Raw genomic sequence first — 26,720 nt, 5'->3', positions numbered from 1 at the left:
AACAGACCATGACGCAAAGCCACGTTTCTCTTGAACAAGTCAGTGATCAAGCGTGTTTAATTCGCTTTGGTGATGACATTAACGAGCAAACTGCTGATCAAATTTTGTGGGTGACGCAACAGCTCAGATCATTACCAAGCGTACAAGACTTAGTGCCATCCTATACGACACTATTGGTGACGTTCGATCCTGATCGCACTCAAGGATCCGCGTTACATAATGACATAAACCGTATTATTTCTAGCCTATCATTGGACAGTTCACCCCGTCACCAAGACCGCCATACCGTGGTGATTCCTGTGTACTACGGCCACGAAGTTGGTCCTGATTTGGACGACGTAGCCAAGCATTGCGGGCTCACTCCCGACGAAGTGATCCAACGACACAGCGAACAAACCTATCGCGCTTATGCAACAGGCTTTGCGCCCGGTTTTTCTTTCCTTGGGAACACCTCCGCTGAGCTGCATATTCCTCGCAAAAGTACCCCAAGGCACAAGGTGCCAAAAGGCAGCGTCGCGATTGCAGAAAACCAAACCGCCGTGTATCCCAATGTCACTCCCGGTGGTTGGCAGATACTTGGGCGCACACCAACAGAGCTGATCGACTGGCAAAGTGACAACATAGGTCTGATTGCCACGGGTGATCAAGTACGCTTTAAAGCGATTTCAAAAGAAGAGTTCTTAGCACTGGGAGGTGTCCTCGATGGCTTTTAAGGTTCTCAAAGCAGGCATGTTGGCACTTATTCAAGACCTAGGTCGTTATGGGTATTTGTCTACGGGCATCACCACTGGCGGCCCAATGGACGAAATGGCTTTTCGCTGGGCGAATGCACTCTTGGAAAACTCACCCAATGCAGCGCAAATCGAAATCACCTTTGGTGGCTTGGCTCTTGAAGCGCAAGCGGATGCCAGCATTGCCATTACTGGGGCGGATTTAGCCGCCACACTGAATGATAAGCCCCTGCTTCCATGGCAGACTTACGCGGTGAAAAAAGGGGACTTACTGAGCTTTCAGCAACCGGTTTGGGGATTACGCGCCTACTTAGCGGTTAAAGGCGGTTTTCTCTGCGAGCCAACACTCGGTAGCGTCGCCACCGTCATACGAGAGCAACTTGGGGGGTTAAAAGGCAACGGTCACAAGCTCGAAAAAGAAGACATCATCCCCTACCAAGAAGATCAAACGTTCAAGCAAATGCGAGTGCCCAGAGCCGCGATCCCAAATTACGGTCAAAGTGAAATCCCTGTTATTTTGAGCTACCAGTCTTCATCGTTCTCCGAAGCGGATAAAGAAACCTTCTTCAGCCAAGAGTACACAGTGTCCAATCACTGCGATCGCATGGGCTACCGGATGGAAGGCGCGGCCATTGGCAACGACATTAAAGGCATCACCTCTGAAGGCATTGCTTACGGGGCTATTCAGGTGCCTCAAGATGGCCAACCTATTGTTTTGCTAAGAGATAGGCAAACCATTGGCGGCTACCCAAAAATAGGCTGTATCACCGCTTATGGGGGCGGCGTCCTGTCACAACAAAAACCTGGCGACAAAATTCGCTTCGTACTGACGTCTATTGAACAAGCCGAACAACAGCGTCAACTGCACATGAATCAGATTAGCCAATTGGGCTAACACACAAGCCAACCATCACTTAACTCAATAAGTGATGGTTGGCCTTCTCTATTCTTCTTAACGACTCTCTTTTCTCCTCTTTTTCCTACTTTATTGCCTTCGACATCATCGCAAACTTTATTCATTTATTGGCCAATAGCTTTTATTTATCACGATTTAATAAAATTACAATTTTTATAATTCATAAATATCTTTTAATATAGCTCCTGTTGGTAACGCACTTACTCTAAATCACTTAGGAGATACACAATGATCAATACACAAATCAAACCATTCAACGCCTCTGCTTTTAAATCTGGCGAGTTCGTAGAAATTTCTGAAAAAGACGTACTAGGCAAATGGGCTGTTTTCTTTTTCTACCCAGCTGACTTCACATTCGTTTGCCCTACAGAACTAGGCGATGTTGCTGATCATTACGCTGAACTTCAATCTCGCGGCGTAGAAGTATTCTCTGTCTCTACAGACACTCACTTCACACACAAAGCATGGCACGACAGCTCTGAAACAATCGGCAAAATCAACTACTACATGGTAGGCGATCAGTCTGGCAAAATTACCAACAACTTCGGCGTAATGCGCGAAGGTCAAGGCCTTGCAGACCGTGCGACTTTCTTGATCGATCCAGAAGGTACTATCCAAGCAATGGAAATCACTGCTGAAGGCATCGGCCGTGACGCTGAAGATCTTCTTCGCAAAGTGAAAGCAGCACAATACGTTGCCGCTCACCCAGGTGAAGTTTGCCCAGCTAAATGGAAAGAAGGCGAAGCTACTCTTGCTCCTTCTCTAGACCTAGTTGGCAAAATCTAAGACTTTCTAGTCAGACCCTAAAAGGGGTCAGATCCCTTAAATATATTAAGGGATCAACATCAGATTCGCCTTAAAGGGATCTGACCCCTTTTATTCTTTTATATACATTATTTTCGGAATGCGTATTTCAAGTCGTTTATTGGCTTGGTATGGATTTTTGCACCCGAAATTTACAGTAATCCCTCAGTCTTAACGGGTTAAACATTATGTTAGAAGCAAACATCAAACAACAGCTAGGCACATACCTACAAAATATCGTTAATCCGATTGAAATTACTGTGTCTACAAATGGAACTGAAAAAGCAGAAGAATTACTTGGCTTAGCACGTGAAATCACGGCGCTTAAAAGCGACAAAATTACCTTGACGGTAGACGAAAACCCAACAGGTCGTGCGCCACAAATGGCGATTGCACCTCAAGGGCAAGCACCGCGAGTGCGTTTTGCAGGCATCCCAATGGGCCACGAATTTACCTCATTGGTATTGGCTCTATTGCAAGCGGGTGGCCATCCATCAAAAGCCGCGCCAGCCACTTTAGAGCAAATTAAGTCTCTAGACACAGAATTGAACTTTGAGGTGTATATCTCCCTCTCTTGCCACAACTGTCCAGACGTTGTGCAAGCCGTTAACTTAATGGCGGTTCTAAACCCAAAAATTACTGCGACCATGATCGATGGTGCCTTGTTCCAAGACGAAGTCGAAAAGCGTGAAATCATGGCCGTACCATCCGTTTACCTAAACGGTGAATTATTCGAACAAGGTCGTATGACATTGGACGAAATTCTAAACAAAGTAGATACCGGTGCCGCGAAGAAACAAGCCGCCAGCCTATCTGAAAAAGACCCATACGACGTTCTTGTTATCGGTGGTGGTCCAGCAGGCGCAGCCGCAGCAATCTACGCCGCTCGTAAAGGCATTCGTACTGGTGTTGTTGCAGAGCGTTTTGGTGGCCAAGTCGCTGACACCATGGCGATTGAAAACTTTATCTCTGTCAAAGCAACAGACGGCCCTAAACTGGTTGCCGGTCTTGAACAACACGTTCTGGATTACGACGTTGACCTGATGAAAACGCAAAAAGCGGTTCGTCTAGAGAAAAAAGAATTCGTTGAAATCGAACTCGAAAATGGCGCCTTACTGAAAAGTAAAACCGTTATCTTGGCAACCGGCGCACGCTGGAGAGAAATGAACGTACCGGGCGAACAAGAATACCGTGGCAAAGGCGTCGCCTACTGCCCACACTGTGACGGACCCTTGTTCAAAGGTAAGAAAACAGCCGTTATCGGTGGTGGTAACTCAGGTATTGAAGCCGCAATTGACCTTGCTGGTTTGGTAGAACACGTTACCGTTCTAGAGTTTGGCGACACCCTTCGTGCAGACGATGTGTTAGTCAAAAAAGCCAACTCTTTGCCAAACGTGACCATCATCAAAAATGCCATGACAACCGAAGTCCTAGGCGACGGACAACGTGTAATCGGCCTGAAATACACAGACCGCACAACCGACGAGTCTCATCTTGTAGAAGTCGCTGGGATCTTTGTTCAAATCGGCCTAGTACCAAACAGTGAGTTCCTAAAAGACACTCTAGAACTGAGCAACCATGGCGAAATCGTGATCGACAACCGCGGACAAACCTCTATTCCAGGTGTGTTTGCAGCCGGTGACGTAACAACAACACCGTACAAGCAAATCATCATCTCTATGGGTGGCGGCGCGACAGCAGCACTGGGTGCTTTTGATTACTTGATCCGTAACTAATCAAATCTCTGCTCATAAAAAGCCGATCTTGTGAAAGCAAGATCGGCTTTTTTGTTTGCCCGCTAAGTGGTGGCGTCTTGGATGCGCCCCATTAAAAGCCTTGTTGTAAGCGTTAAATATACCCACTCTAATATACCCACTCTCCATTTTCTTCAACCAACACATTATTCTTGCCTTGAATCACTTGAAGCAAACCAGATTGATGGACTAAATAACGATAACTGCCATTTTTAAATAGGTAGCCACGAAACCTACAAGGAGTCACGCCATCAGCACATAGAGTGTGCCAAGTTTTACCTTGTAACGTTATACTGTTGCCCGATTTTTTAGAGACACCTTCATAAGTAACATCACGACATGAAACATGGCCTTCACTGCAATTTACATTAACAGTAATCCTATAATTATCAGTCGTTAATGTTGCTGCTGTCGCACTCACGCCAAATAACAATAAGCACAAGAATAAGATTTTTTTCACTCTATTTTCCATGGTTTATACCGCCTCATTTCGAGATAAAAAATGGTTGGCTAGCATTAGCCACGAAGGAGCGAATTGGATAAGTTCCATGGCGGCTGCCTGTAATGATCACGCGCCAATTATTACTCGCAAAAAAATGCTAGAAACCTTTTAAAGTCTATTATCGAACTTGAAATAGGCAATGGAACTGAAGAGAACTCGATTTTAATTGCACGGCTCCGGTATCCTTACGGCATGTTACGAGGCAGTAGAGCTTCTCATTCTCAACCAATCCAATTAATGCCGCATATTATTACTTATGGGGGCGTTTTCAACATTTAAGCGAGCATCACAACCAAAAATAATTTCTCCGTTACTTTCTCGGATCCAGTGCTTCCCGACAGCTCGCGGATCATTCGCAAACTTAGATTTTTTACGTTTAATAAGGCGCTTTATTTCTAGCTTGGCCGGTTTAGGCATTGTTTCCGTAAGTTCCAGCAACTCCATTTCAAATGTTGAATCTTTTTTCCAAGAATCCATTACAACAGCATTCCAAACCGTTATAACCGTTTTCATTACTGCCTCAAATTCTTCTTTTGTATGGCCAGTAGGTAAACCTGCAATGATGCTTTTTCCAAACTCTAGGAGAGTTTGAGATATTTTGTTATTCGGAATCATAATACCCACATTGATTAAATTGCTAACGCTACGTTAAGCGACTAATAATTGTTGGCTAAAACCAATAGGAACGAATGGAGCCAACTATTTTTTCTTGATTGAAACGCTTCTTATATACCGTAATCTCGCTCAACTTTTGAAATTCGAACTTTAAAAGATTCATACCATAACTTACGACCAGTTTTTTGAGCTTCTAAATGCTCTGCATTAGCCTTCCAAGCTTTAATTGCGCCTAAATCAGACCAATAAGAAACGGTTATGCCAACCTCTTCTCGTGCTGACTCCACACCCAAAAAACCTGGTTGTTGTTCTGCTAATTCAACCATTCTATTTGCCATGTCTCCATAGCCATTGTCACCTTCAGTTCGTGTCGAAGTGAATATCACAGCATAATATGGTGGTTTAGGCGTATTCGCGATCACTGACATTGGTGCTCCTAGGCATCATGCCCTGTGAAAAGGTAAAAAATGGTTGGTTAAAACTAGCAACAAATCGGAACCTAGCCAACTATTTTTGTTCCGTTTAAAGTCCTTATATACGGGCTGACACCACGAAATATTCAAGTCTATTCAGTACTTTTTTCCATTACCACGGCATAAATCATTGCGCCCTCGTTTACCTACTTTCTGATTCCTCAACTTTTTAAAATCATTCGATTACCAATTTAGAGGCGTCATTTACTGCTAGCATAGGCGAGCGAAAGTATTCCAAAAAATTTTCATTGCGAGGAAAACATGACTCCTGCCAACAAAATACTGTTAACTTGATATCGCCATATGGTGAAAGTAGAAATAGATTTTATAGAGGCTCGTCTTGCATGGTTCTTTGCCCAAAAGAGCACTCTGCTATGTTTTGTATAGGCAGTGACAGGTATGATAGCCATAACAATCCCTATTAGATTTTTAGACTTTTCCGGACGCGACCATGACTGATGAGATAAATTACGAAAACAACCCACTACACGGTCTGGGTTTAAAAGACTTGTTAACACAAATAGTCGATCATTATGGCTTTGATCTTCTTTACGCCTACCTGAATATAAATTGCTTCAAAACGAATCCGAGCATTGAATCCAGCGTAAAATTTCTCAAGAAGAGCGACTGGGCGCGTGAGAAAGTGGAAACTTTCTATCTGTATAAATTTAAAAACTTGCCTCGTGTTTCATCTGAGCAGTTTGCCATCTCCCCTAGATACCGAGTTATCCCTGAAGGACAGACTCCTCGCGAACCTGCTGAATTGAGTTTGGAAGACGCTGAGCGCATGCGAGAAAGACAAGCACAAAAAGCAGCTGAATACGGTAAAACGAAAAACTATCGCAGATAGTTAAATAGTGGCTGACTGAATATATGACGCCTCAATAGAGGCTAAGAAGAGTTGGTTAACGTCGGTGACGAAGGAGTAAAAACTAACTGTTTTTGCTCTTTACACGACCTATTATGTTTTTTTCTATCTGTCTTTTTAGCTAGCAAGAACCTAATGCTTCTTCCAAATACACTGAAAAAATCAAAATTACGCCTCGATCAGACTCTTTGTTAACGAGCTCTGTAACCTTGTGCCTAAAAAAGCTGCTTCACCCATTCTTCAGGTGTAATTGAAAAAGCACCGGTAATCTCTAATTCTCTATTTTCTAGTATGTCGTCATTCGGATTCTTTTTTTCTGCTGCGGCAATTATTTTGTCTCTGTGTTCCAGTAGCGCAACGATGTGTGGACGGAACAGAACAAAAAAAGCGGTTATCCACTGATTTACCACTAGATTGGGAAAAGCGTGATCGATACAAAAGTTGTCCAGCAAGGCAATCGTGTCTTCTGCGCTATACCATGTTTGATCTGTTACCCAACGATTAGTGGCAAACAGGCCAATGGGAAAGCCTTCATCGTCCATCGAAATTCCAATAAAATGCGCCAGTGCATTATCCCCTAAAGGCCACGGCTCAGAACGTTGGTAGCCTTCCATTGGTTTAATGTGATCTGGAATGGATTGGGCTCGAAGAAACGTATGGAAATGGCCGTGTTCTTGATCCATGCCTCTATGGTTATGATAGTAATATTGGCTGTGCGTTTCAGAGTCATAAACATCATCTTGAGGATAGTGACTCATTTGGTAAAAAGTCCCTTGTCCTTTTAATATTTCACCAACAATATTTTGACCACCTTTATTTAATAATCGATAACATTCTTTTATTTTTTTTGATGCACTCTCTAATTCATCAATATTTTTTATCTTATTGATATTTGGGCTTTCAAGAGGAATCTCATTTTCAAGGGCAGACCAAGAAGATACATTCATAATAAGTTTTTTATATTATAGATAATAAATAAAACACAGACTTTTATTAAAAGACTGTGTTTCTTGAGTAAGGTAATTATATTAAATACTTTTTATAAAGTAAAAGAGCCTATTTTTTTGCTGCGCAAGGATTTTTAGCGGCACATGGGTTAGCTGAACAAGGGTTTTTAGCGGCACATGGATTGGCTGAACAAGGGTTTTTAGCGGCACATGGGTTAGCTGAACAAGGGTTTTTAGCGGCACATGGGTTAGCTGAACAAGGGTTTTTAGCGGCACATGGGTTAGCTGAACAAGGGTTTTTAGCGGCACATGGATTGGCTGAACAAGGGTTTTTAGCGGCGCAAGGATTAACGTAAGATGATTTTGCTTTTGCGCTACATGGAGAGCAAGAAGCGTAAACAGGAGCTCCGCTTAGAAATGCACATGCTACACCGACAGCAACAACAGCTTTTTTATTCTTTAGTATGTTTTTCATTTTCGTTACCTTATTAAAAATTAATGATGTTTTTTATTAAAATATTCAGTTTCAGAAATTCTGACTTGCCTGGTTTTATTAAGTTCAAATTATTTTTTATTTAATTGTCATTAGCCATCAGCTAAATGTCATATAATTTTCATAAAAAAAGCAAACAATGTGCATTACCTTTTATCTTATTTTCTTTTCAAAAAATATGACTTTGAGTGTTTTATTAAGTTCAAAATATTTTATATTAATTTTATTTAATATATTTAAAGGTAAATCATTTCCATTTTTTATAGAGAATAGAGTGTGTAAATCTAAGTGGTTTTCCTCATGTGAGAAAGCTAGACGATACGATGAATCACAGCTAAATCAATGGCGGTTTCGTTGGATTTTAGAGCGATATTGCTTGGTGCTGTGCAAGCTAAGCTCCTCAGCCTCAGCCTCAGCCTCAGCCTTCCAGAGTGGCACTTGTGCCTTAACCGATATGATGCTGATAACAACAAAGCCTAGCGTTACTCACCAGCTCACGCGGCTTCAATCGAAGTTGTTAATGCTAATAAATAGGTTCGCTCAGAAATACCTAAAATAACAGCCTATACAGAAGCTATTTTGTCAGAACACCCAGATACCGAGTTATTCCTGAAGGCCAGATCCCCTGCGAAACGGATGAATTGAGTTTGGAAGACGCTGAGCGCATGCGAGAAAGACAGGCAAAAGCGACTGAATACAGCAGAACGAAAAATTATCGCAGATAGTTAAAAAGCGCGTATTTAAATGTACAGAGGATAATTTGTTGTGCGGTATTAATCAGAATCAATTTACTTTAGCAGGATAAAGCAGGTTTGACTCTTTGCATAAAAAAGAGCCATCTGGCTCCGCTGTAGAGAATAATAATGATTAGAAAAGAAATAAACGGCAGACACGAGGATATTGGTACTAACTGTTATAAATCCGGTGGCGGGCTCTTGTTAGTCTTTTTTATAAACGCTTGAGCGGTGGGCTACTTTGATGACATTCACGACTAAAACCTTATCTCGGATTTCATAGATAATACGGTAAAGGCCTTGTCGTACTCTATAGTTTTCTTGCCCAGATAATTTTATACAGCCTTCTGCTCTAGGGTTCTCAGCCAAAGACTCAATACAGTGAAGTATTTTAGTTACTTCTTTGTTTGGAATACTTCGCAAATCTTTAGCAACTGATTTTTTGAAGGTGATTTTATATTTTGCCATGTTTCTTCAGATCGTTAAGCAAGGCTTCGTAGCTAATTTCTTCTTCTGCAACACGGCTTGAAACGGCGTTCAAATCCTCTTGATCTTCTTTCATCAGCAGACGCACCGCTTCATCAATCAACTCGGATACAGATACATTCGTAGAAGCTGCACGCATTTTTAATGCTTGGTGAATTTGTGGTTCAAAGTAGACCGTTGAACGTTTCGATAAGTTACTCATTAGCACTCTCCTCTATCAAGAACAACATTATAGCACTATAACGTTGTGACGCTACTTCAGATCAGACAACTAACAACGACTTGAGTGGGTGTAGTAGGTAAACCACCTTTAGCCTACGGCTGCTTTTATGCCCAGAGTTGAATGACTTTTTTTCTAGTAAGGCTAAGTTTTTGGATTTGATGGCTTTTATAGACGCCTCTCTTGGTTAGATCTTTGTTAAATGACGAGCGTTAGCGAGTCCGGTGGAGACCACACCTAAAAGGCACCTGACCTCTTATATTTTAGAGAGTCATAGGAACTAAAAAATAGCTAAGAGACTGTATTTATTCGCTTTTATAGATGCCTGTCTTGGATGAGCGATACTTACTCCCAAAGCCTGGCTCCGTCTTAAGCTCTTTGTTAGTAGACTTATATTGACGCATAATCCATGTTGTTCTATTAAGGTGCTTTGTAGCCCAAACTTGAGATTTCCTTTTCGGTTGCGGGTATTTGAGCCGTGCAATAACACCAGCATAAAAACTTAAATCATAAGAAGTTGGAGCTAACCGGTCAAATAGCGCGGGGACTCCTTGCATGTTAGCACCAAAGAAACCGATCGACAGGTAGCTTTCTGCAACTTGACGCTTAGTAAGCCTTAAACACACTAAATGGGAAAGTAATTGCTCAAGCCATTTCCTTGTCAGAGTTCTTTCATAGCGCCCAACAACAGTGCGTACAAACTGTTGTTCAATGGTGCTAGCTCCTTGAAGTTGGCCTCTTAAAATAGACAAAATTGCTCTAAAAATACCTATATAATCTACACCAAGATGGCTCAGACCTCTTTTATCTTCGCCAATATAAAGGCATTGAATTAATTCTTGTGAATACGTTTTATTGTTTGCGTGAACGGCATTAATACATTGTTTGTAATAAGTCCGTACGTTTCCGAAATTAAACAAGTAGCATAATATCGCTACAGCAATCATCGGGAGAGACATTAACAAATACACCAGTCTTAAAACGGTTCTCTTTGCCAACTGGAAGCCCCTTCTTGATCTGCTACAAACGAGCAGAATTGACCACCTAATAATCGCTTGTTTACAGTCAATGTAAAATAGTTCGTTGACTCACGACCAGCGCCTTGTTCGCTAACATGCATATGGACTCGGTCTTTGCTGAAATAGTTTTTCTCATATGCACCTGTCAATGTTCCTCTTGAACGACTTTTTCCTACGTATTCACGTTCACCCGTACTAGATTTTTCGTAAACTTTTTCAACAGTACCGTAAAGGTGGTTACCCTCTCGCCAAACAACACAAATGTAACGTAACTCCATATCTTTATAGGGATTGTAAGCTGTTTTTTCAGTAATCATTTTGAAATGCCACTTGCCGGTTACATCAGCAACTCCAAAAAAACTCTCACGTACCCAAAAGAAGAATACGGCTAAAAAAATACCACCAACAAATGTTGAGGCAGTCCCAACTAAGAAGCTTTCTAAAATGTCCATATTTCTCCATTCTACTAACACCTAAATAAGGTGCGCCGTTCGTGTACTCGGTTTTAACAGGGAATAAAAAGAGGGTGTTATGTGAGGCTTAACCATCTGTTAGTCGCTTTTCTTTCATTCCTTTGTCTAGAAAATGTAACCTGTGTCTATTGAGATTACCAGCGTGCTTTATGGCTTTTTGATTGTTTGGTTCTGGCTATCCAGTCCGAGGTGGAAGTCAGGTCAAAGCCCTTTTTGAAACAGTGTTTATGGCCGTAGGAAGCTTGTGAGGGCAAAAAGGGGTTCGACCCTTGAGTGTTGGTGTCGAGCAGAAAAAAGGGCATTTGTGATCTAAAAGGGGTCAGATCCCTTTTATCTTTAAATACGTGAAGCGTAATAACGTCACCGATCATTTCGACTTTAACCGATGATTGGCTTTAGATAATCTCCAGTTATTGGCCTAAAGGCCAACCCACAAGTAAATCGCATTCATTGAGTTTTGTGGCCACCAGCCGAGGTATTTATAAAGCTTCATAACATCGCCGATCATTTCAACTTTAACCGATGATTGGCTTTAGATAATCTCCAGTTATTGGCTGCTCTTTTTTAGGTATTCCAACAACAAGAGCTAGTTCCAGTGCACCCCATCCTAGCCTTCCCCTTGGAAGAAAAAGGGGAAGGGACAGTACAAGCCAGTAGCATCAAGTGAGGCGGTTTATACAAATGAGACCATCACAGCGATAAATAAGTCCATTCGATGCAACGAAGTTGCGCGACTTGATGACGTTTCCGAGGCAGTGTTTGATACTTTACCTCCAAGCTAATTAAGCTTCTAAACACCTTCCTTAAATGATCGACGTACAAGCATTTTAATATGCCACGTAAATCATACGCTAAAGGTCTTAAAGAGATTTTTTGGTTACTTTTTTATCAATTGAAAAAAGTTACACGCTCAGCAGAGCGGAATAAAAGTCGGGAAAACAAAGCATTAGAATGGAATCCATAAAACCAACAACCTAATCCTAGCCTTGGAAAAGAAAGGGGAAGGGACAGTGCAAGCCAGTAGCATCATGTTAAGTGGTTTACATGAAATACCGAGGTGGAAGTCAGGGTCAAAGCCCTTTTTGTCGCGGTGTTTATGGTTGTAGAAAGTGAAGAGGGCAAAAAGGGGTTCGACCCTTGGTTATCAAGTTGTTCTGCAAGTAGCCTGCGCTAAGGTCAGACCTAAAAGGGGTCAGATCCCTTTTAGGTCTGGATAAAAGGGATCTGACCCCTTTTATCAAGCTGAGGCTTTTTTGACGAATTGAGATTTCAGCATCATGTCACCTGCGCCGTCTACTTTGCAGTCGATGTCGTGGTCGCCGTCGACTAGACGTTTGATGGTCGCTTTGGTGCCGATTTTAAGCACTTGTGAAGAACCTTTTACTTTAAGGTCTTTCGCCAAGGTAACTTTGTCGCCTTCTTGAAGCAGTTTGCCGCTCATGTCTTTGATGACTAATGCGTCTTCGTCTACTTCCACTTCGTTCGGGTTCCACTCGTGTGCGCATTCCGGACAGATCAGCATGGCTTGATCTTCGTATACGTATTCTGAGTTACATTTAGGGCAATTTGGAAGACTCATTGTTGTCACTACCTCGAGGTTGGCTGTAAAAATTTCGCGCATTATACCCTTATTTTCACTATGGTTTTTCATCTTGCCGAAAAAATTATTTCTCGATGCGATTTTGCTGAAAATGGAAGGGCGGTTAGAGATAGAAAAACCGACCCCAGCTGACGCCAAAGATCGGTTTTCTGAACGCGCTATTTACGCGGTATTCACGCTCTAATTACTGCATTGTTTAGGCAACTAAGGCGTCTTTTTCAAGCATGGTTTGCATTTGCTCGGCAATGTTTGGGTTGGCGTAAAGCCCATCCAACATGGCAACGTAGACGTCGGTAAACGCTGTGCTCTGAGCAAGGTCACCAAACACATCTGTTAGTTTAAGGAAGGACAATTTGTCTTCCTGTGAGCCCGCTGCGGCAGTGTGTAGCTCTGCTTTCATGTCGTCGACAATATCCAGCGCTGCGCCGTTTTTGTTAACACCTTTGTCTGAGTAGTAACACCACGCGGCGATGACCAAGGCCGCAAATTTGATGCTGCCGCCTTTTGCCATGTTTTCTGTGATGGTCGGGATCAAGAACTTAGGCAGTTTAGACGAGCTTTCTAGGCAGATACGCGCCAAGTTGTCTTTCACGTTCGGGTTACCGAAACGCTCGATCAGGGCGCTTTTGTAGTTTTCTAGATTAATACCTTCAACGGGCGCTAGAACGGGGGTGGCTTCTACGTCCATGAAACGACGTAAATAAGTCGCGAATAATGGATCAGCAACACAACCATCAATGGTTTGATGACCGTGAATAGAACCTAATAAACCCAATACAGAGTGACCAGCGTTCAGCAGACGGATCTTCATGGTTTCGTAGGGCGTGACGTCTGGCACAAATTGCACGCCAACGTTTTCCCATGCTGGACGACCATTGGAGAAGGTGTCTTCGATAACCCATTGGGCAAACGGTTCACACACTACTGGCCACGCATCGTCTACGCCAGACGCTTGCAGTGTGGCAATGTCTTCCGGTGTTGTGACGGGCGTAATACGGTCTACCATGGCATTTGGGAAGCGAACTTCTTGTTCAATCCATTTAGCCAAGTCTGCGTCTTGTTTCTCAGCGAACGCTAGCAGCATTTTGCGCGTCATGTTGCCGTTATGCTGGATGTTGTCACAAGACTGTATTGTAAACGCTGGTAAGCCTGCTGCTCGGCGTTTTCTAAGCGCTTCTGTTAGAAATCCAAACACCATTTTTGGATCTTGTGGATTTTCTAAATCGTGCTGAACATCTGGGTTGGTAAAATCAAATTCATTGGTCGCAGGGTTAAAGTTGTAGCCCCCTTCGGTGATGGTCAAAGAGACAATTTTGGTGTCTGCACTGGCCATTTTGTCGGTTACCGCTGCGGCGTCATCCACACTCAACATGAAGTCGATGATGGAGCCAATAACGCGATTTTCGATTTTGCCATCTGGGTGCTTAACAACCAAGGTGTAAAGGTAGTCTTGCTGCTTAAGAATATCACCGATTTTACGATCCGCTTCGCGCAGACCAACGCCACAAATACCCCATTCGGTGGTGCCTGTTGTGGCTAATAATTCATCGGTGTAAAACGCCTCATGCGAACGGTGAAAGCCACCGATACCAATGTGTACAATCCCTGCTTTTAGCTTGCTACGGTCATACGTCGGTGTAACAAACGAGTTAGGCAAGCTTGCTAGGTTGCCTTGGTTCAATGGTAATAATGTCATTAAGAAATCTCGCAATATTAGTTAAGCTTGAAGTGCTTTTTGGCGTCTTAAGACCCAATAGGCTGCTGTGAAATAAATGACTGTGCAGACAAAACCGTAGGTATAAAATATTTCGCGGTTCGCTAAATAGGCGGTCATGTTTTGGCTGCCAAACATGGTGAAGAAAGCCAACCCTAATGTGACGGCTAAGCTGATCCACGTAATCGTTCCCAGCGTTTTAGACAACAAGGAGGTATCTTCTACGATGGGGCTGGCAATGCTCGCTTGATGCTCATGGTAGGCTTCAACAAGTTTATCGTGCTTATCCATGGCGGCTTTTTCTTCTGTGTAATCTTTGTCCGCTCCGTAACGCTTTGCGAGCAATGTATAAACAATGATAGTGACGACCCAAGTTGGTAAAAATAGGTAGTAAAATGACATGACATTTAGCGTATTTAAGCCAAAACCAAACACCAAGCCAATCCCCCACGATGCGATCGCTGGCGTGCTGTGTGTCAATTTTTGGAAACTTACCCAATAGCGGCTAAAACCAATTTTTGGGAAAATAACGTGCTCTGCAAATACGATCGCACCCACTGGAACAACCAGCAAACCCGCGTAAGTCAGTAGCGGCAACATTTGGCTAAATACGAAAGGGAAACAAGCCACAACCATAGTCACAAGCCCAACTGCCAACGTGGCTTGTTTTCTTGAGTAGCGTGTGAAAATTGCCTGAGCGGCCAATCCTGCTCGATACAAATTGGCATTGGCGGTTGTCCAACCCGCAATAATCACAATAACGAAACCAGAAAGACCCAACGCCTGAAACGCCACATCACCTGGGTCCAATGCAATAATACTTTTCTTAACCAGTACTGCTGTGCCAGCGCCCATGATGCCAGCTGAGATCCAAGCAAGGTAATGACCAAACAGCATTCCAGAGCTCGTCGCCATACCGTATATGGGTTTTTTGGCATAGCGTAACAACGCCATATCGATTAGACCAAAATGGGTGATCGTGTTCGCCGCCCATGCAAAACCAATGACTTCTAGCAAACCAATACCCGGTTTCCCAAACGCATTTACGCCCGTCCAAATAGACTTGTCACCAATGGTAAGAAAGTCTGAAAAGCTATGCAGCAAGGTCGTCCCTAATACCGACTGAGCCAATGCAGGCATAATAACGAGAGCACCAGAGCCAAACATCACAAACAGCCAAGGGCCACAGATACCAGAAAACTCCGACACGGCTTTAAAACCATACATGGCGACAAACACCACGACCGCACCCACAGCCAATACCACCAGCACAAACAAGGAATTGGTTGGGTACCAGTTAAGTTGAGCGGGAATATTAAATAAATACCTGACAGCGGTACTCGATACGGTAATCATCGCCGCCGATATGACGGTGAATATGATGACGTTTGCCCAGTTGTAGAGCTTGGTCATCGACTTGCCAGCGATTTTTTCTAAATAGGTATAAAGGCTAAGGCGTGTTTGAGTCGCAATAGGAGAGGTAATTAACGTCCAGCTTAAAATAGCAAGAATGTTACCGATCAAGAGACCTACGAGAATGTCCATCGTCTTCGCGCCCAACGCAACGAAGGTGGCTCCAATAACAAATTCTGTCGCGGCTACATGCTCACCGGCATACAGCCCTAAAAAATGTTTCCAACCATGTAGGTTGTGTTTTGCGATAGGCAATTGCTCTTCGCTAACACCGTCTAATTTTTCAAAATTCATCTTTTATCTCATTATTTTTTTAATTTAGATTAGCAAAAGATACGAGGCCATCAGCCGGAGCGAAGCGGCTTTCACGTCATGTCTTTTGTTGATAAATAGCGCTACATCGACCTCAATCTGGTTTGGTACTTACGCTGTGAATGGCAAAAAAAATTGGCTTTATAAGCCGGTCAGACAAACGTTAAAAAAACGTAGGTTGAATTATTGAGAAGGGGAGAAAATAGATAAATACAACAATAACTTACAAAAAAAACGCCGTATTTATGCCGTCAAAGAAGAGTATTGCTATCGTCTTTTCATGCTTACTGCTAGCTCGTAAGCCCCCATCAGAGAAAACCATTTCTAAACCAACCGTTCTGAGGGTAGGGAGTTTAAAAAGTAGTCTTGAAGTAAACAAATACAATAAATAGGAAATAGTAATACTATATTGACTAAAAATACTAATTTACTAAATAAGTAGTACTTTTATGACACTAAAATTTAATATTTTTAATTAAAGGTACTTTTTAGTAACAGTGTGAGCTTGTAAAGATTAAAAATAGATCATTATGGTCAATTTTTAATCTTCTCTGCGTGTTTTTCCTAAAAAAATTGATTATTAATTAATCTATTGCCTCTTAAAAGTAACGTTATTCTATTGTTTTGATCGCTAAATTAGCCCGTTTTTCGACATGAAAAAGTGTATTTTATTCGACACAAACATATGAATATAATAAACATCATATGTTTACAAAATATAACAAAATGAGGCTATCAATGAAAACAAATATAAAATGCGCAATTTCCCTCAAGACAATGGCACTCATCATGGTGCCTATTGGAGTATCAGGGTGTGCAGTCGATCAATATTCAGGCACACCGGTTGCAAACTCTCATAGCCCAGAACAAGTTCAGGGCAACGTGCCTAACGGCAGTCCTAAAGATTGGGTCCTAGTTCCTAGCCTATCTGACGAGTTCAACGGCACTAAGGTGAATACTTCTAAATGGGATATCAGCCCTCAATCTTGGGGCGCTTGGACTTGGAAAGCAGATAACACGAAAGTAAATAGTGGCAATCTTGACATCACGATGCGCTACGACGACAACCCTAATGCGACATTACGGACATCGCTTTATACGCCGTTCCATGCCCACACTTACTTCTCATCGGGTATTCTTAAGTCTAAAGCAACGCAAGTGTTTGGATACTACGAAGCTCGTATCAAGGGTGTGGCTAAATTCCCTGGATCTTCTCCTGCGTTCTGGCTATACAGTAACAACGTCACTGACGAAGCGGCAGGATTTTTAAAACACGATGATAACGAACAAGCGTATTCAGAAGTAGATATCGTCGAAATGCAGCAACACGCTCAAGACTCACATATCCTTGATATGCATGCCCCATACCAAGTCATGAAAGATGGTAAGGCAACTTGGGTTCGTAATGCTCAGCAGCTACCGTATCTCGATCATCCACATGTTAATGGTAATTTCGACCCAGCCGCGGCATTTCATGTTTATGGCGCTATGGTTGAGCCCGATCGAATTACTTACTACCTAGACGGTAAAGAAGTAAATAGCTTGGCGAATACGAATTGGAACCGCCTGCCTATGAATCTCGCTTTGTCTTTAGGTCTACGAGCGCCAAACTTACGCTATAGCACAGCAAGTAACCCTTGCCCTAATAACCAGCGTCGATGCGGTAGACCACCAAAGCTTAACGCTAATGGCGGTGTAGACGGTTACCCAACAACAATGCAAGTTGACTGGGTACGTGTTTATAAGAAAAAACCTGGAACTAGCCCTTACTAAGCATTTCGTATTGATTTGACTAATACGCAATCGATAAAGAGGAGCCCAGTCGTTATTGATGGGTTCCTCTCATTCAGACAGATTACATTGTCTATGCCATCGGAAAAAGTATGGCGCACGGCTAGTTATTCGCGATACCTCGCATGGTAACGCCTTAGCATTCTTAACGCGCTTAGCCAGTAAGCCGACGCACCTGACGATACAATCCCAGTCCTGCGCACACGCCGATGATGGCCAGACCAATCCACATCCATTGGCGATTCAGGCTCTCAATCGACAGCAACCAACCAATGCCAACATTCCCCCCGAATGCCGCAATGCCACCGATGCAAGAATATAAGCCGTAGTAGCTGCCTAACTCGGATTTATCACAAAAACGCGGCACAAAAGAGCCCAGCAACGGCAACACCAACATAGAGCCCAAACTGAACATCACACCATAAGCGATGAAGTTTAACCAAGGGGCGCCATCAAAGGAGATCAGAAACCAAAGAAACGAGCCACCCATTAAGACCAGCCCAAGTCCCATTGCCTTGGCGTTGCCAATCGACTGAGACACCCATCGACTGATCGGCATTTGCAGTGTGATACCCAGAATAGACGTGGTCATAAACACCCATGTAATGACATACGATTCCAGTCCACGGGCGTCGACTTCATTTGGCAATGATAAATACAGCTGATGAAAGAACAGATGAAAGGCACAGGCAAACAGAATAAATTGCATGAAGGCGCGGTTTCGCAGCATGCTTTTCCATTGCTGCCAAAAACCTTGCTGAGCAGAAGTGCGCTTAGGTTGATCAGCCAATACAGGCAGATAACGCCATTGAATCAGGAATAAGCCGAAAAACAATAGCGCCGCACTCAAACCCACCCACATAAAACTCACGGCCACCAGCGAAATGCCCAATAGAGGGCCAAGAAACATCCCCGCTTCACTGGTCCAGTTTTGCATTGCAAAAATACGATCGCGGCGAACTTGATCCGGTGCTTCGTAGGCCAAATAGGCATTGCTTGAAGGGGTAAATAACGCCCCAGCAAAACCGGTAAAAAAAGCGCCAAGCAAGAGCAGTGGCAAGCTTTGCGCGAGACCCAACAAGACAAACCCGACCACTCGAACCAAGCAGCCCAGCAAAATCAAGCGCTTATAACCTAGGTAATCGCCCAGCGTACCACCGACCAAAAACAGCCCTTGCTGACTCAAGACACGCAAACCAATTACCAAGCCAACGTACCATGGGGTGAGTCCCAATACGCGCTGAAGATGGTCCGCGAGATACGGCAACAGCATGTAAAAGCCAAGATTAAAGCTAAAACCATTAATAACTAAGACACGGCTCGCTGCGGATAACTGACGCCAATCGGTCAGAAAGTAATTTGCCTTCATAGCAGTGCGCTTACCGTTTTAGAGTCGTTAAAATCATTTGAGAGCCGCATGATGTCCGTTGCGCTGAGTACGAACAAACGGCACACCGGCGCTGTCCAGCATCACCTCAGCGGTCACACCGTAAACCTCATGCACCAATTCAGGCGTAAGAATGTCTTTTGGGGCACCTTGAGCGACCAGCTTTCCGTCTTTTAACACCAATAAATTATCAGCGTATTGGGCCGCTAGGTTCAGATCATGCAAAATCATAATCGATACCCAGCCATGCTGTTTGGTGTTCTTATCCAAATGATCCAATAGGACCTGCTGGAAATGCAGATCGAGCGCACTGACGGGTTCATCCAACATCAATATTTTTGGTTGGCGCATCAAGGCTTGAGCAAAGAGCACCATTTGGCACTGACCACCACTGAGTGTCCTGACATCGCGATTCGCCAAATGCAGCAAGCCGATTTGATCCAATGCCTGCAAAGCGGCTTCTAATAAGCGATTACCAAGCTTCAACGACAAGGCATCAAGCTGCCCAAGTAGCACCACTTCCAACACACTCAAGCCTACGTCTAACCGAATGTCTTGGGGCATGTAGCCAAAGCGCCGACGCCATTTACTTAACTGCTTGCGGTTTAATGGCTCACCATCAAAATACACATCGCCTTGTTGTGGCTGCACATCGCCAAACAAGGTTTTTAGCAGGGTGCTTTTGCCGGTGCCATTGGGGCCAATGATCACATGGGTTTGTCCTGCCTTTAGGGAAAAACTGATGTCATTCGCCAGCACAAGGTCATCAAACGCTAAGTGTAAATTTCGAATTTCTAACATGACTAACGTTTCTTCCCGATGATCAACCAAAAGAAAAACGGCACGCCAATAATCGCGGTAACAATACCGATAGGGAACAAAGAGCCAGGCACAATGGCTTTAGACAACACAGACGCACTGGACAATAAAAAGGCGCCGACTAAAAAGGACAGCGGCAAAAAGTAGCGTTGGTCTTCACCCACCAGCATGCGTGCGATATTGGGTGCAACGATACCAATAAAGCCAATAATGCCGACAAAACTGGTCGCGGTGGCCGTCATAATAGCCACTATGATTAAGGTTTTCAGGCGTAACCGCGTGACATTAACTCCCAGACTTTTGGCGCGTTCTTCACCTAGGCGCAATGCCGTTAGCTTCCATGCATCTTTCAGCAAGACCAAGACACAAACCAAGGTAACACCCGCGGTGATAGCCACATTCGACCAAGTGGCTTTGGTTAGGCTACCAAACAACCAAAACAAGATCTGCTGGCTTAACTCTGGCGACGACACAAACTGCACAAGAGACAGCAAAGACTGGAACAAAAAGAGCAGGGCAATACCCGCGAGAATCAACTGACCAGACGTAATATGACGCATCATGGCAAGGCCAAACAATAAGCTAGCCGACAACATACAACACACGAAAGCACCGATCGGAACGGCAATTTGCGAGCTCATACCAAGAGAACCCAAGTACAGCATTAAAGCCGCACCAAAACCCGCCGCGGCGGCCATTCCTAAAGTATACGGACTCGCCATTGGGTTATTCAGCAGGGTCTGCATTTCCGCCCCGCCAACACCTAGAGAACCTCCGACGATCACGGCCATCAGGGCAATAGGGAGGCGCAAATTGATCACAATCATTTCTGTGATATGCGATACCTCAACAGGAAAACCAAACAGGCTGGCTAGGGCATTCGATACCTGCGAAATACCAAGCAAAGAAGGACCTGTGGCGATATCAAATACAAAAGAAAACAGTAACAGCATTAAGAGACAAGCAATGACAAACCAACGTCGTTTTTCATAACGGCGCTGAGCATTAACGGCCTCGGTAACAAGAGTGGTATTGATCATTATTTTGTCATCTGCATTACGAAAATGTCGCTTAAGAAAATCAGGGGGCTAGCGATATAAGGTAAATATTAATCGCCCTTATTTTGTAAGGTCTTTATAAACAAACAACAAAAACAAATGATAATTGTTTGCATCTCTATTGTAATTCAATATAAACTCCGCACAAGCTTTCATTCATATTTTTAATCAATTCTATCTTTTAAAATTGAATAACTAATCGAGAATTCTTTCATGATCCAGATAATGCTTAGCCTTTTTGTCCTTATGTTCGCATCATTAAGCCTTGCGCAAACAACGACAATTACCGATGTACTTGATCGAAAAGTCACCTTTAACGCACCAGCACAACGGGTCATTGTGGGATTTTATCCTGAAGATTACATGGCCATTGGCACCGAAGCGGCTTATGACAAGGTGGTCGGTATGTCTAAATATATTTGGCAGGCACGCCCAGCAAATTGGGATATGTATGTGAAACATCGCCCTTCGTTGGCGACTATCCCTGGCATTGGTCGGGTGGATACTAAGACCTTCTCGATTGAAAAAGTCATCAGCCTTAATCCCGATCTTATCATGCTGGCAGATTGGCAGTTTAAAGGCTTAGGCAGTGATATACAGCGTTTGGAAAGTGCGGGGATTCCGATCGTTGTCGTTGATTACAACGCACAAACATTAGCTCGACATATGAAAAGCACACACATCATTGGAGTCATCACCGGTCAACAAAAACGCGCAGCAATGATTGCCGAAGAGTACTCAAAAAATCTTAAAATGGTGACCGAACGATTGGAAAAAGCCAACTTACCTAAGCCAAGGATCTATACCGAATTCGGCGCTTCAGGTGTCAATGAAATCGGCTACACCTTTGGTAAAAATATGTGGGGAGCGATTGCCACTATGGCCGGCGGAGACAATATTTCTGCGCCTTATGTTGAATGGTGGGGAAAACTTAACCCTGAGCAAATACTTGCTTCTGACCCTCAAGTTATCGTGATCACAGGCTATGAAAAAGGCAATGGAGACGATGCGATGATAATGGGGCAAGGCGTAGATGAAGCGGTGGCTAAAGCACGCCTTGAGGGTTTTAAACGTCGTACTGGTTGGTCTAGTTTATCGGCTATTAAAAACAATCGCATGTTTGCCGCATACCATGGTGCCTGCCGTACTATTCTAGATGGCGCCATGATTCAGTTCTATGCCAAAGCCATGTACCCAAAATTGTTTAGCGATTTGAATCCTGAAGCCGCCTATAAAGACTTCTACAAGAAGTACCTTCCGGTTACTCCTGAAGGCACCTTTATGATCTCGCTATAAACCATAGCGGCGATTTACGAATCATAAATAAAACCGATTAAGTTCAGTTACTTAATCGGTTTTTATTTGATCAAAAAATAAATAAGATGGCGTTTTATCGCGCTTCAGCCGCCTTTTCTTGGCTTTGTTTGCGCATAAACCAAAACCCTAATGCTGCTGCCGCAAAGCCGAACACGCTGCCAATACCAATCCCCCAACGGGCTCCTAAAAAGTCCGATATTGCCCCCACTACAGGGCCACCTATCGCGGTGCTACCCATGGCTGTTGCTAACACTACAGACATAACACGACCACGGTATCGGCGCTCAGTAGACAGTTGCATCAGCGTATTACTTGATGTCATAAACATCTGTAAGCTCAGACCTAGGAATACCAGTGCGACAATAAAACTCATGAAATTTGGACTTAACGCGGCAAAAGCACTACTGACGGCAAAGCCAGCAGCGGCTAATGTCAAAAGAAACATTGTCGGTTTTGTTCGGCTTGCTGTGACCATAGCGCCCGTTATTGAACCTATCGCCATGGTTGAAATCAACATGCCATATTGTGCCGCATGGCCTTTAAATACATGCACAGTCATGGACGATAAATACACCGCAAAATTCATTCCCAAGCTGCAGATCAAAAAAGTCATGATGAGCTGAATTCGCATCGTGGGATGAGCAGAAATATAACGAAATCCATCCAGAAAACTGGATGCCGATCTCGTTTTTCCCACTGAAATTTCTTCTTCCTTAACCGGTAAGCGCGCTTTTAATAAATGTAAGGCGACTAGCATTGGAATAAAAGAGACGGCATTCAATAGGAACACCCAGCCAGCGCCTATCCAAGCAATCAGCAAGCCCGCGATAGCAGGGCCAACCAAACGAGCAGTGTTAAAAGACAAAGAATTTAGCGAGACCGCATTGGTTAACTCATCTTCACTGACCACATCTGAGACGAAGACTTGTCGCGCGGGGGCATCAAAGGCGGCAACACAACCTAGACCGAACGCACAAACACACACTTGCCAGAGCTCAACATGATTACTCAATACCAAAAAGCCCAACACGAGTGCCAACATGGACATTAGGCATTGAGTAATAAACAGGAGTTTACGTCGGTCCACCCGATCTACCGTCCAGCCAGTAATGGGCAATAAAAGAATTTGCGGTGCAAATTGTAAAAATACCACCAAGCCTACCGCAGAAGCATTCTTATCAGAGAGCTGAGAAATAACAATCCAATCTTGAGCGGTACGCTGTAGCCAAGTTCCAACATTAGAAAGAACGGCCCCACTGAACCACAGTCGGTAATTGGGATTCGATAATGAACGAAACGTATTAATCAATCATTCCACCTAGTCTTCTGACACTAATTTTTTCAACGCGGGGAGCGCTAACTGAAGGGCTTTAATTTCTTGTGCGTTAAGGTGTTCAGCAATGCGTTGCTGCAACCACTCTTCTTTTATTAACAGTTTCTTTTCTACTTTTTCCTGAAAAATATTGGTTAAAGACAGCAGAGTTTTACGCCCATCTTTAGGATCAGGATGACCGGTGATATAACCGGCTTCTTTTAAAGACTGTACTGTGGCGCCCATTGATTGGGTACGAACACCTTCTAGCGCGGCTAATTCAGAAACCGTCGAGACAGAGTGTCGATATAAGTATCTCAGCACATGTTTTTGGGACCAGTTCAGGTCAGCATCATTAGACTTTTCTTTGAGCTTGCGATGAATTAACCCAACAATTTGGTGTAAATCCATTGCCAAGGGGGAATGTGCTTCTTGAGGCATTAGAAAACAGCTCCAGTAATTAAGCAGCTAAACTACCAAGTTTGGCTGCTTAATTAAAGTCCCAGAAGGGCAAAGCACAGATGTTTCCACAGATGGGATAACTATGAGTAAAACGTGGTTTTTCAAAGACAGCTTTTCAAAGAAAACTATTTTCCAAGAAGCTATTTTCCACGAAAGCTAGAGACTTTCTTCTAGCTCAATCATCAGGTCACTACCAATGCCTTCCAATGCTTCTTCGAGATCCAAGAACGCAAGGTCCGCTGGAATATGCAGCACCATATCCGCTTTAAAAAGCATTTCTGAGCTCATCGGAGCTGGCTCACACGTACTGGAAAGTTCTTTGATATTAATCATCAGAGAATGGAGAATTTGAGTCACTTCTTTCACTATGCCCGGCTTATCATTACCCACGACAGACAAGCTAATGATTTTCCCTTTTTCTGCTACCACCTTGGCGCTTTCCACAATCACATTCAAACCGAGCTGATCAAATGTTTGTAAGGCGCTTATCAAACTCGCTTCATGCTCTTCTGAAACAGACACGGTTAAGATGCCAGCAAACTTGTCCGCTAAATGCGCCATACGGCTTTCTAGCCAGTTGCCATGATGCTCTCGCACCGCTTCTGAAAGGCGTTCTACTAAACCGGGTTTGTCTTCACCAATAAAGGTCAGTACTAATTGCTTAGTCATAATCTGCTCCCGTTACTTATTTGTATTCTGTTGGAATGCATGCATGGTGTGAATATCTAAAGTCTAGACTACTGCCTTTGAGAAAGAATGCAAAAAAAACCGCATAAAAAGGCGACCGAAGTCGCCTTGTGTTGTCATTTTTCTGAAGATCGTTTTTTCAATTAGCGTTTCTTCGGCTGTCTACCGTGATAAATAGAGTAACCTTTATCGCGCAATAAACGCGTATGGGAACCTAGAGCGGCGTCTAGTATTGGCGGGTAACGCAAAAAGTCGTTAGCCACAACAAACAACTCACCGTTCAAAGTTAGGTGTTGTTTTACCGTCATAAAGAACTGTTCGGCAATACTATAATCCGTATTAACACCGCTATGGAATGGCGGATTAGTGACCACATAATTAAAGCGCCCTTTCACCTCTTTTAAACCATTAGAGGCGATCAAGGTCAGTGCATCAGATGCGTCGTTGGCGGCAAATGTTAACTCGGTCGCTTTCAGTGCAAAAGCACTGTCGTCTAGCGCGGTGATATTCACACCCGTTTTGTTAAACAACCACAAGGCAATAATGCCATCGCCACAGCCAAAATCGAGCAATCGAGCGTGTGCTATATCACTCATAAAACGATGCTGATCCAGTTGGTTAAGCAGCAGCTCAGTGCCTTTATCTAGTTTGCCATGACCGAATACACCTGGAATGCTGCATAGGTTAAGCGTTTGACCCGCTACGTCTTGCTGCCACGTGGTAATCCATTTTTCAAATACAAACGGTTTGGCTTCTTCACGCTTGTAACCTTGATACAACAAGCAATGTTTTGCACCTTCCACTTTACCGACGTCTTCTAGGCCGTTTTCTAGACGCTTCATGGACGATTTGACGCCACTTTTATTGTCGCCCACTAGCCAAACCTTTCCGCCCATTTTAACCAGCGGCAATATGGCGGCAATAAGGTAATCTAGCAGTTCTTTGGCTTTTGGCTGATAAATCACTACATTGTCGAAATCAGACGCGATTAACTCAGACCATTGCTCAGAAAAAACCAGTTTCTCTTCAGGAAATCCAACTTGCTGCAACGCATCACATTGCGTCTTAGATTGGCTCCAAGCATAGACATCTGCTTTACGGCTCAAATCCAGCGGATAGGTGTCTTCTGGGTTAGCAAACAAAATCTTGCCAGTAAGAGATTCTTCATTGCGCGCCAATAATTGGCTCGTCATATTAAGGTTCATAGGTTACGGATAGCTCTTTAATAGAAAGGGTAGATACAGGCGCAAGCAATATGTTTAAACGCTCTGTGGATAAGTCAGGTTGCACTCGCGGATAACGAGGCTGTTGTCTGTCGTTCAATAATGGCGCTTGCCAACCTTTAGTGAGCGCCAAAAAATCTTGAGCAAACGCATCTCCATGCTCTAAGCAACCAGACAAGATGACATCCACATAGCTTAACGCAATAGGGCAATTATCATCCGGCTCAACCACGTTGTGGGTGTGATAAACCCAGTAAGTGCCTTGTGGTAGCTCGTGTTCAAGATATGTTGTTAGCTGTTCTCGTGCAATTTGAGAGCGTTGGTAGCCTTGCTCTCGCTGATCGAAGAGTGGAAACTGATCATACGGGACTTCCACCAAAACACCATTACAAGCGCATTCAGATGCCTTAACAACGGCAACAGAACTCATACCATATTCAGAAGACATCACCGACCAATGACGCTCAAAACCATGTAATTTTACTGGCCAGACGTCACCTGTTTCGCCTGTTTTAGAACGGCTTTCACCATTAATTAGACTACCGTAGCCTAAAATAAAGTGTCGGTCTTGTGAACTCATCTCAGTCTCC

The 26,720-nt window shown here is 43.6% G+C and carries 28 protein-coding genes; 9 read left to right on the top strand and 19 right to left on the bottom strand.

Features of this window, described 5'->3' with window-relative positions:
* Positions 1–8 precede the first annotated feature (8 nt).
* The 4 genes from pxpB (at position 9) to ahpF (ending at position 4,187) form a co-directional block, all read left to right on the top strand.
* Positions 9–713: a 5-oxoprolinase subunit PxpB gene (pxpB, locus tag E0D70_RS02675; protein ID WP_133010733.1), complete on the top strand. Its 705-nt coding sequence runs from the start codon at positions 9–11 to the stop codon at positions 711–713.
* Positions 703–1,626: a 5-oxoprolinase subunit C family protein gene (locus E0D70_RS02670; RefSeq protein WP_133010732.1), complete on the top strand. Its 924-nt coding sequence runs from the start codon at positions 703–705 to the stop codon at positions 1,624–1,626. The genes pxpB and E0D70_RS02670 overlap by 11 nt, the downstream gene beginning before the upstream one ends.
* A 249-nt stretch (positions 1,627–1,875) precedes the next feature.
* On the top strand, positions 1,876–2,433 hold the full coding sequence (gene ahpC, locus E0D70_RS02665) for an alkyl hydroperoxide reductase subunit C (protein ID WP_133010731.1): 558 nt from the start codon (positions 1,876–1,878) through the stop codon (positions 2,431–2,433).
* A gap of 206 nt (positions 2,434–2,639) precedes the next feature.
* Positions 2,640–4,187, top strand: a complete 1,548-nt coding sequence (gene ahpF / locus E0D70_RS02660) for an alkyl hydroperoxide reductase subunit F (protein WP_133010730.1) — start codon at positions 2,640–2,642, stop codon at positions 4,185–4,187.
* 127 nt (positions 4,188–4,314) lie between these two features.
* Here the strand turns inward: ahpF and E0D70_RS02655 are convergent, their stop codons facing one another.
* The 3 genes from E0D70_RS02655 to E0D70_RS02645 all read right to left on the bottom strand — a co-directional run bounded on the left by E0D70_RS02655 (position 4,315) and on the right by E0D70_RS02645 (position 5,750).
* Positions 4,315–4,665, bottom strand: a complete 351-nt coding sequence (locus E0D70_RS02655; RefSeq protein WP_133010729.1) for a hypothetical protein — start codon at positions 4,663–4,665, stop codon at positions 4,315–4,317.
* A gap of 276 nt (positions 4,666–4,941) precedes the next feature.
* Entirely contained in the window at positions 4,942–5,322 is a 381-nt protein-coding gene (locus E0D70_RS02650; RefSeq protein WP_133010728.1) for a hypothetical protein, read from the bottom strand.
* A gap of 110 nt (positions 5,323–5,432) precedes the next feature.
* A complete protein-coding gene (locus tag E0D70_RS02645; protein ID WP_133010727.1) occupies positions 5,433–5,750 on the bottom strand; it encodes an antibiotic biosynthesis monooxygenase family protein in 318 nt (105 codons plus the stop codon).
* Positions 5,751–6,246: 496 nt separating this feature from the next.
* Here E0D70_RS02645 and E0D70_RS02640 point away from each other — a divergent pair, with 496 nt between their 5' ends.
* Positions 6,247–6,645, top strand: coding sequence for a VF530 family protein (locus E0D70_RS02640; RefSeq protein WP_133010726.1), 399 nt, complete (start codon positions 6,247–6,249; stop codon positions 6,643–6,645).
* Between the two features lie 233 nt (positions 6,646–6,878).
* On the opposite strand, the gene E0D70_RS02635 is transcribed toward E0D70_RS02640, so the two are convergent.
* Positions 6,879–7,610: a DUF6969 family protein gene (locus tag E0D70_RS02635; RefSeq protein ID WP_133010725.1), complete on the bottom strand. Its 732-nt coding sequence runs from the start codon at positions 7,608–7,610 to the stop codon at positions 6,879–6,881.
* A gap of 182 nt (positions 7,611–7,792) precedes the next feature.
* On the opposite strand from E0D70_RS02635, the gene E0D70_RS17470 reads away from it, so the two are divergent.
* Positions 7,793–7,966: a hypothetical protein gene (locus E0D70_RS17470; protein ID WP_165942853.1), complete on the top strand. Its 174-nt coding sequence runs from the start codon at positions 7,793–7,795 to the stop codon at positions 7,964–7,966.
* 1,075 nt (positions 7,967–9,041) lie between these two features.
* Here E0D70_RS17470 and E0D70_RS02625 read toward each other — a convergent pair.
* The 5 genes from E0D70_RS02625 to E0D70_RS02605 form a co-directional block, all read right to left on the bottom strand.
* Positions 9,042–9,305, bottom strand: coding sequence for a type II toxin-antitoxin system RelE family toxin (locus E0D70_RS02625; RefSeq protein WP_133010723.1), 264 nt, complete (start codon positions 9,303–9,305; stop codon positions 9,042–9,044).
* Positions 9,292–9,525, bottom strand: a complete 234-nt coding sequence (locus tag E0D70_RS02620) for a ribbon-helix-helix domain-containing protein (RefSeq protein ID WP_133010722.1) — start codon at positions 9,523–9,525, stop codon at positions 9,292–9,294. Before E0D70_RS02620 ends, E0D70_RS02625 begins: the two co-directional genes overlap by 14 nt.
* 323 nt (positions 9,526–9,848) lie before the next feature.
* Positions 9,849–10,541 (bottom strand): transglycosylase domain-containing protein, encoded by a 693-nt coding sequence (locus E0D70_RS02615; RefSeq protein WP_133010721.1) that lies wholly within the window; start codon positions 10,539–10,541, stop codon positions 9,849–9,851.
* On the bottom strand, positions 10,520–11,014 hold the full coding sequence (locus E0D70_RS02610; RefSeq protein ID WP_133010720.1) for a hypothetical protein: 495 nt from the start codon (positions 11,012–11,014) through the stop codon (positions 10,520–10,522). Before E0D70_RS02610 ends, E0D70_RS02615 begins: the two co-directional genes overlap by 22 nt.
* A 1,258-nt stretch (positions 11,015–12,272) precedes the next feature.
* A complete protein-coding gene (locus E0D70_RS02605) occupies positions 12,273–12,614 on the bottom strand; it encodes a zinc ribbon domain-containing protein YjdM (protein ID WP_115897478.1) in 342 nt (113 codons plus the stop codon).
* 73 nt (positions 12,615–12,687) lie between these two features.
* Between E0D70_RS02605 and E0D70_RS17685 the strand changes: the two genes are divergently transcribed.
* A complete protein-coding gene (locus tag E0D70_RS17685; protein ID WP_276312838.1) occupies positions 12,688–12,819 on the top strand; it encodes a hypothetical protein in 132 nt (43 codons plus the stop codon).
* A gap of 12 nt (positions 12,820–12,831) precedes the next feature.
* Here the strand turns inward: E0D70_RS17685 and E0D70_RS02600 are convergent, their stop codons facing one another.
* On the bottom strand, positions 12,832–14,331 hold the full coding sequence (locus tag E0D70_RS02600) for a mannitol dehydrogenase family protein (RefSeq protein WP_133010719.1): 1,500 nt from the start codon (positions 14,329–14,331) through the stop codon (positions 12,832–12,834).
* Positions 14,332–14,352: 21 nt separating this feature from the next.
* Positions 14,353–16,056 carry a purine-cytosine permease family protein gene (locus E0D70_RS02595; RefSeq protein ID WP_133010718.1) on the bottom strand — a complete coding sequence of 568 codons (1,704 nt, stop codon included), beginning with the start codon at positions 16,054–16,056 and terminating at the stop codon, positions 14,353–14,355.
* 756 nt (positions 16,057–16,812) lie between these two features.
* Between E0D70_RS02595 and E0D70_RS02590 the strand changes: the two genes are divergently transcribed.
* Positions 16,813–17,847, top strand: a complete 1,035-nt coding sequence (locus tag E0D70_RS02590; protein ID WP_165942852.1) for a family 16 glycosylhydrolase — start codon at positions 16,813–16,815, stop codon at positions 17,845–17,847.
* Between the two features lie 172 nt (positions 17,848–18,019).
* Here E0D70_RS02590 and E0D70_RS02585 read toward each other — a convergent pair whose 3' ends face one another.
* Genes E0D70_RS02585 through E0D70_RS02575 form a run of 3 tightly spaced genes read right to left on the bottom strand, consistent with a single transcriptional unit; the run spans position 18,020 to position 21,111 of the window.
* A complete protein-coding gene (locus E0D70_RS02585; protein WP_133010716.1) occupies positions 18,020–19,234 on the bottom strand; it encodes an MFS transporter in 1,215 nt (404 codons plus the stop codon).
* Between the two features lie 33 nt (positions 19,235–19,267).
* The gene (locus E0D70_RS02580) at positions 19,268–20,053 is read right to left on the bottom strand and encodes an ABC transporter ATP-binding protein (RefSeq protein ID WP_133010715.1); all 786 of its coding nucleotides are present in this window, start codon (positions 20,051–20,053) and stop codon (positions 19,268–19,270) included.
* A gap of 2 nt (positions 20,054–20,055) precedes the next feature.
* Entirely contained in the window at positions 20,056–21,111 is a 1,056-nt protein-coding gene (locus E0D70_RS02575; RefSeq protein WP_165942851.1) for a FecCD family ABC transporter permease, read from the bottom strand.
* Positions 21,112–21,342: 231 nt separating this feature from the next.
* Here E0D70_RS02575 and E0D70_RS02570 point away from each other — a divergent pair, with 231 nt between their 5' ends.
* Positions 21,343–22,425 (top strand): ABC transporter substrate-binding protein, encoded by a 1,083-nt coding sequence (locus tag E0D70_RS02570; protein ID WP_133010714.1) that lies wholly within the window; start codon positions 21,343–21,345, stop codon positions 22,423–22,425.
* 94 nt (positions 22,426–22,519) lie between these two features.
* Here the strand turns inward: E0D70_RS02570 and E0D70_RS02565 are convergent, their stop codons facing one another.
* From E0D70_RS02565 to E0D70_RS02545, 5 genes are all read right to left on the bottom strand, one after another.
* A complete protein-coding gene (locus E0D70_RS02565; protein ID WP_133010713.1) occupies positions 22,520–23,755 on the bottom strand; it encodes an MFS transporter in 1,236 nt (411 codons plus the stop codon).
* 9 nt (positions 23,756–23,764) lie between these two features.
* Complete coding sequence (locus E0D70_RS02560) at positions 23,765–24,199, bottom strand: MarR family winged helix-turn-helix transcriptional regulator (RefSeq protein ID WP_133010712.1); 435 nt, start codon at positions 24,197–24,199, stop codon at positions 23,765–23,767.
* A 177-nt stretch (positions 24,200–24,376) separates the two neighbouring features.
* The gene (locus E0D70_RS02555) at positions 24,377–24,889 is read right to left on the bottom strand and encodes a glycine cleavage system transcriptional repressor (protein ID WP_133010711.1); all 513 of its coding nucleotides are present in this window, start codon (positions 24,887–24,889) and stop codon (positions 24,377–24,379) included.
* Between the two features lie 161 nt (positions 24,890–25,050).
* Complete coding sequence (locus E0D70_RS02550; protein WP_240536944.1) at positions 25,051–26,100, bottom strand: class I SAM-dependent methyltransferase; 1,050 nt, start codon at positions 26,098–26,100, stop codon at positions 25,051–25,053.
* Position 26,101: 1 nt separating this feature from the next.
* Positions 26,102–26,710 (bottom strand): gamma-glutamylcyclotransferase family protein, encoded by a 609-nt coding sequence (locus tag E0D70_RS02545; protein WP_133010709.1) that lies wholly within the window; start codon positions 26,708–26,710, stop codon positions 26,102–26,104.
* Positions 26,711–26,720 lie beyond the last annotated feature (10 nt).

The organism is Marinomonas flavescens (assembly GCF_004352835.1).
Lineage (GTDB): Bacteria > Pseudomonadota > Gammaproteobacteria > Pseudomonadales > Marinomonadaceae > Marinomonas > Marinomonas flavescens.
Note: the sequence above shows the minus strand (reverse complement) of the source record. Positions and strands in the feature narration are given on the sequence as shown.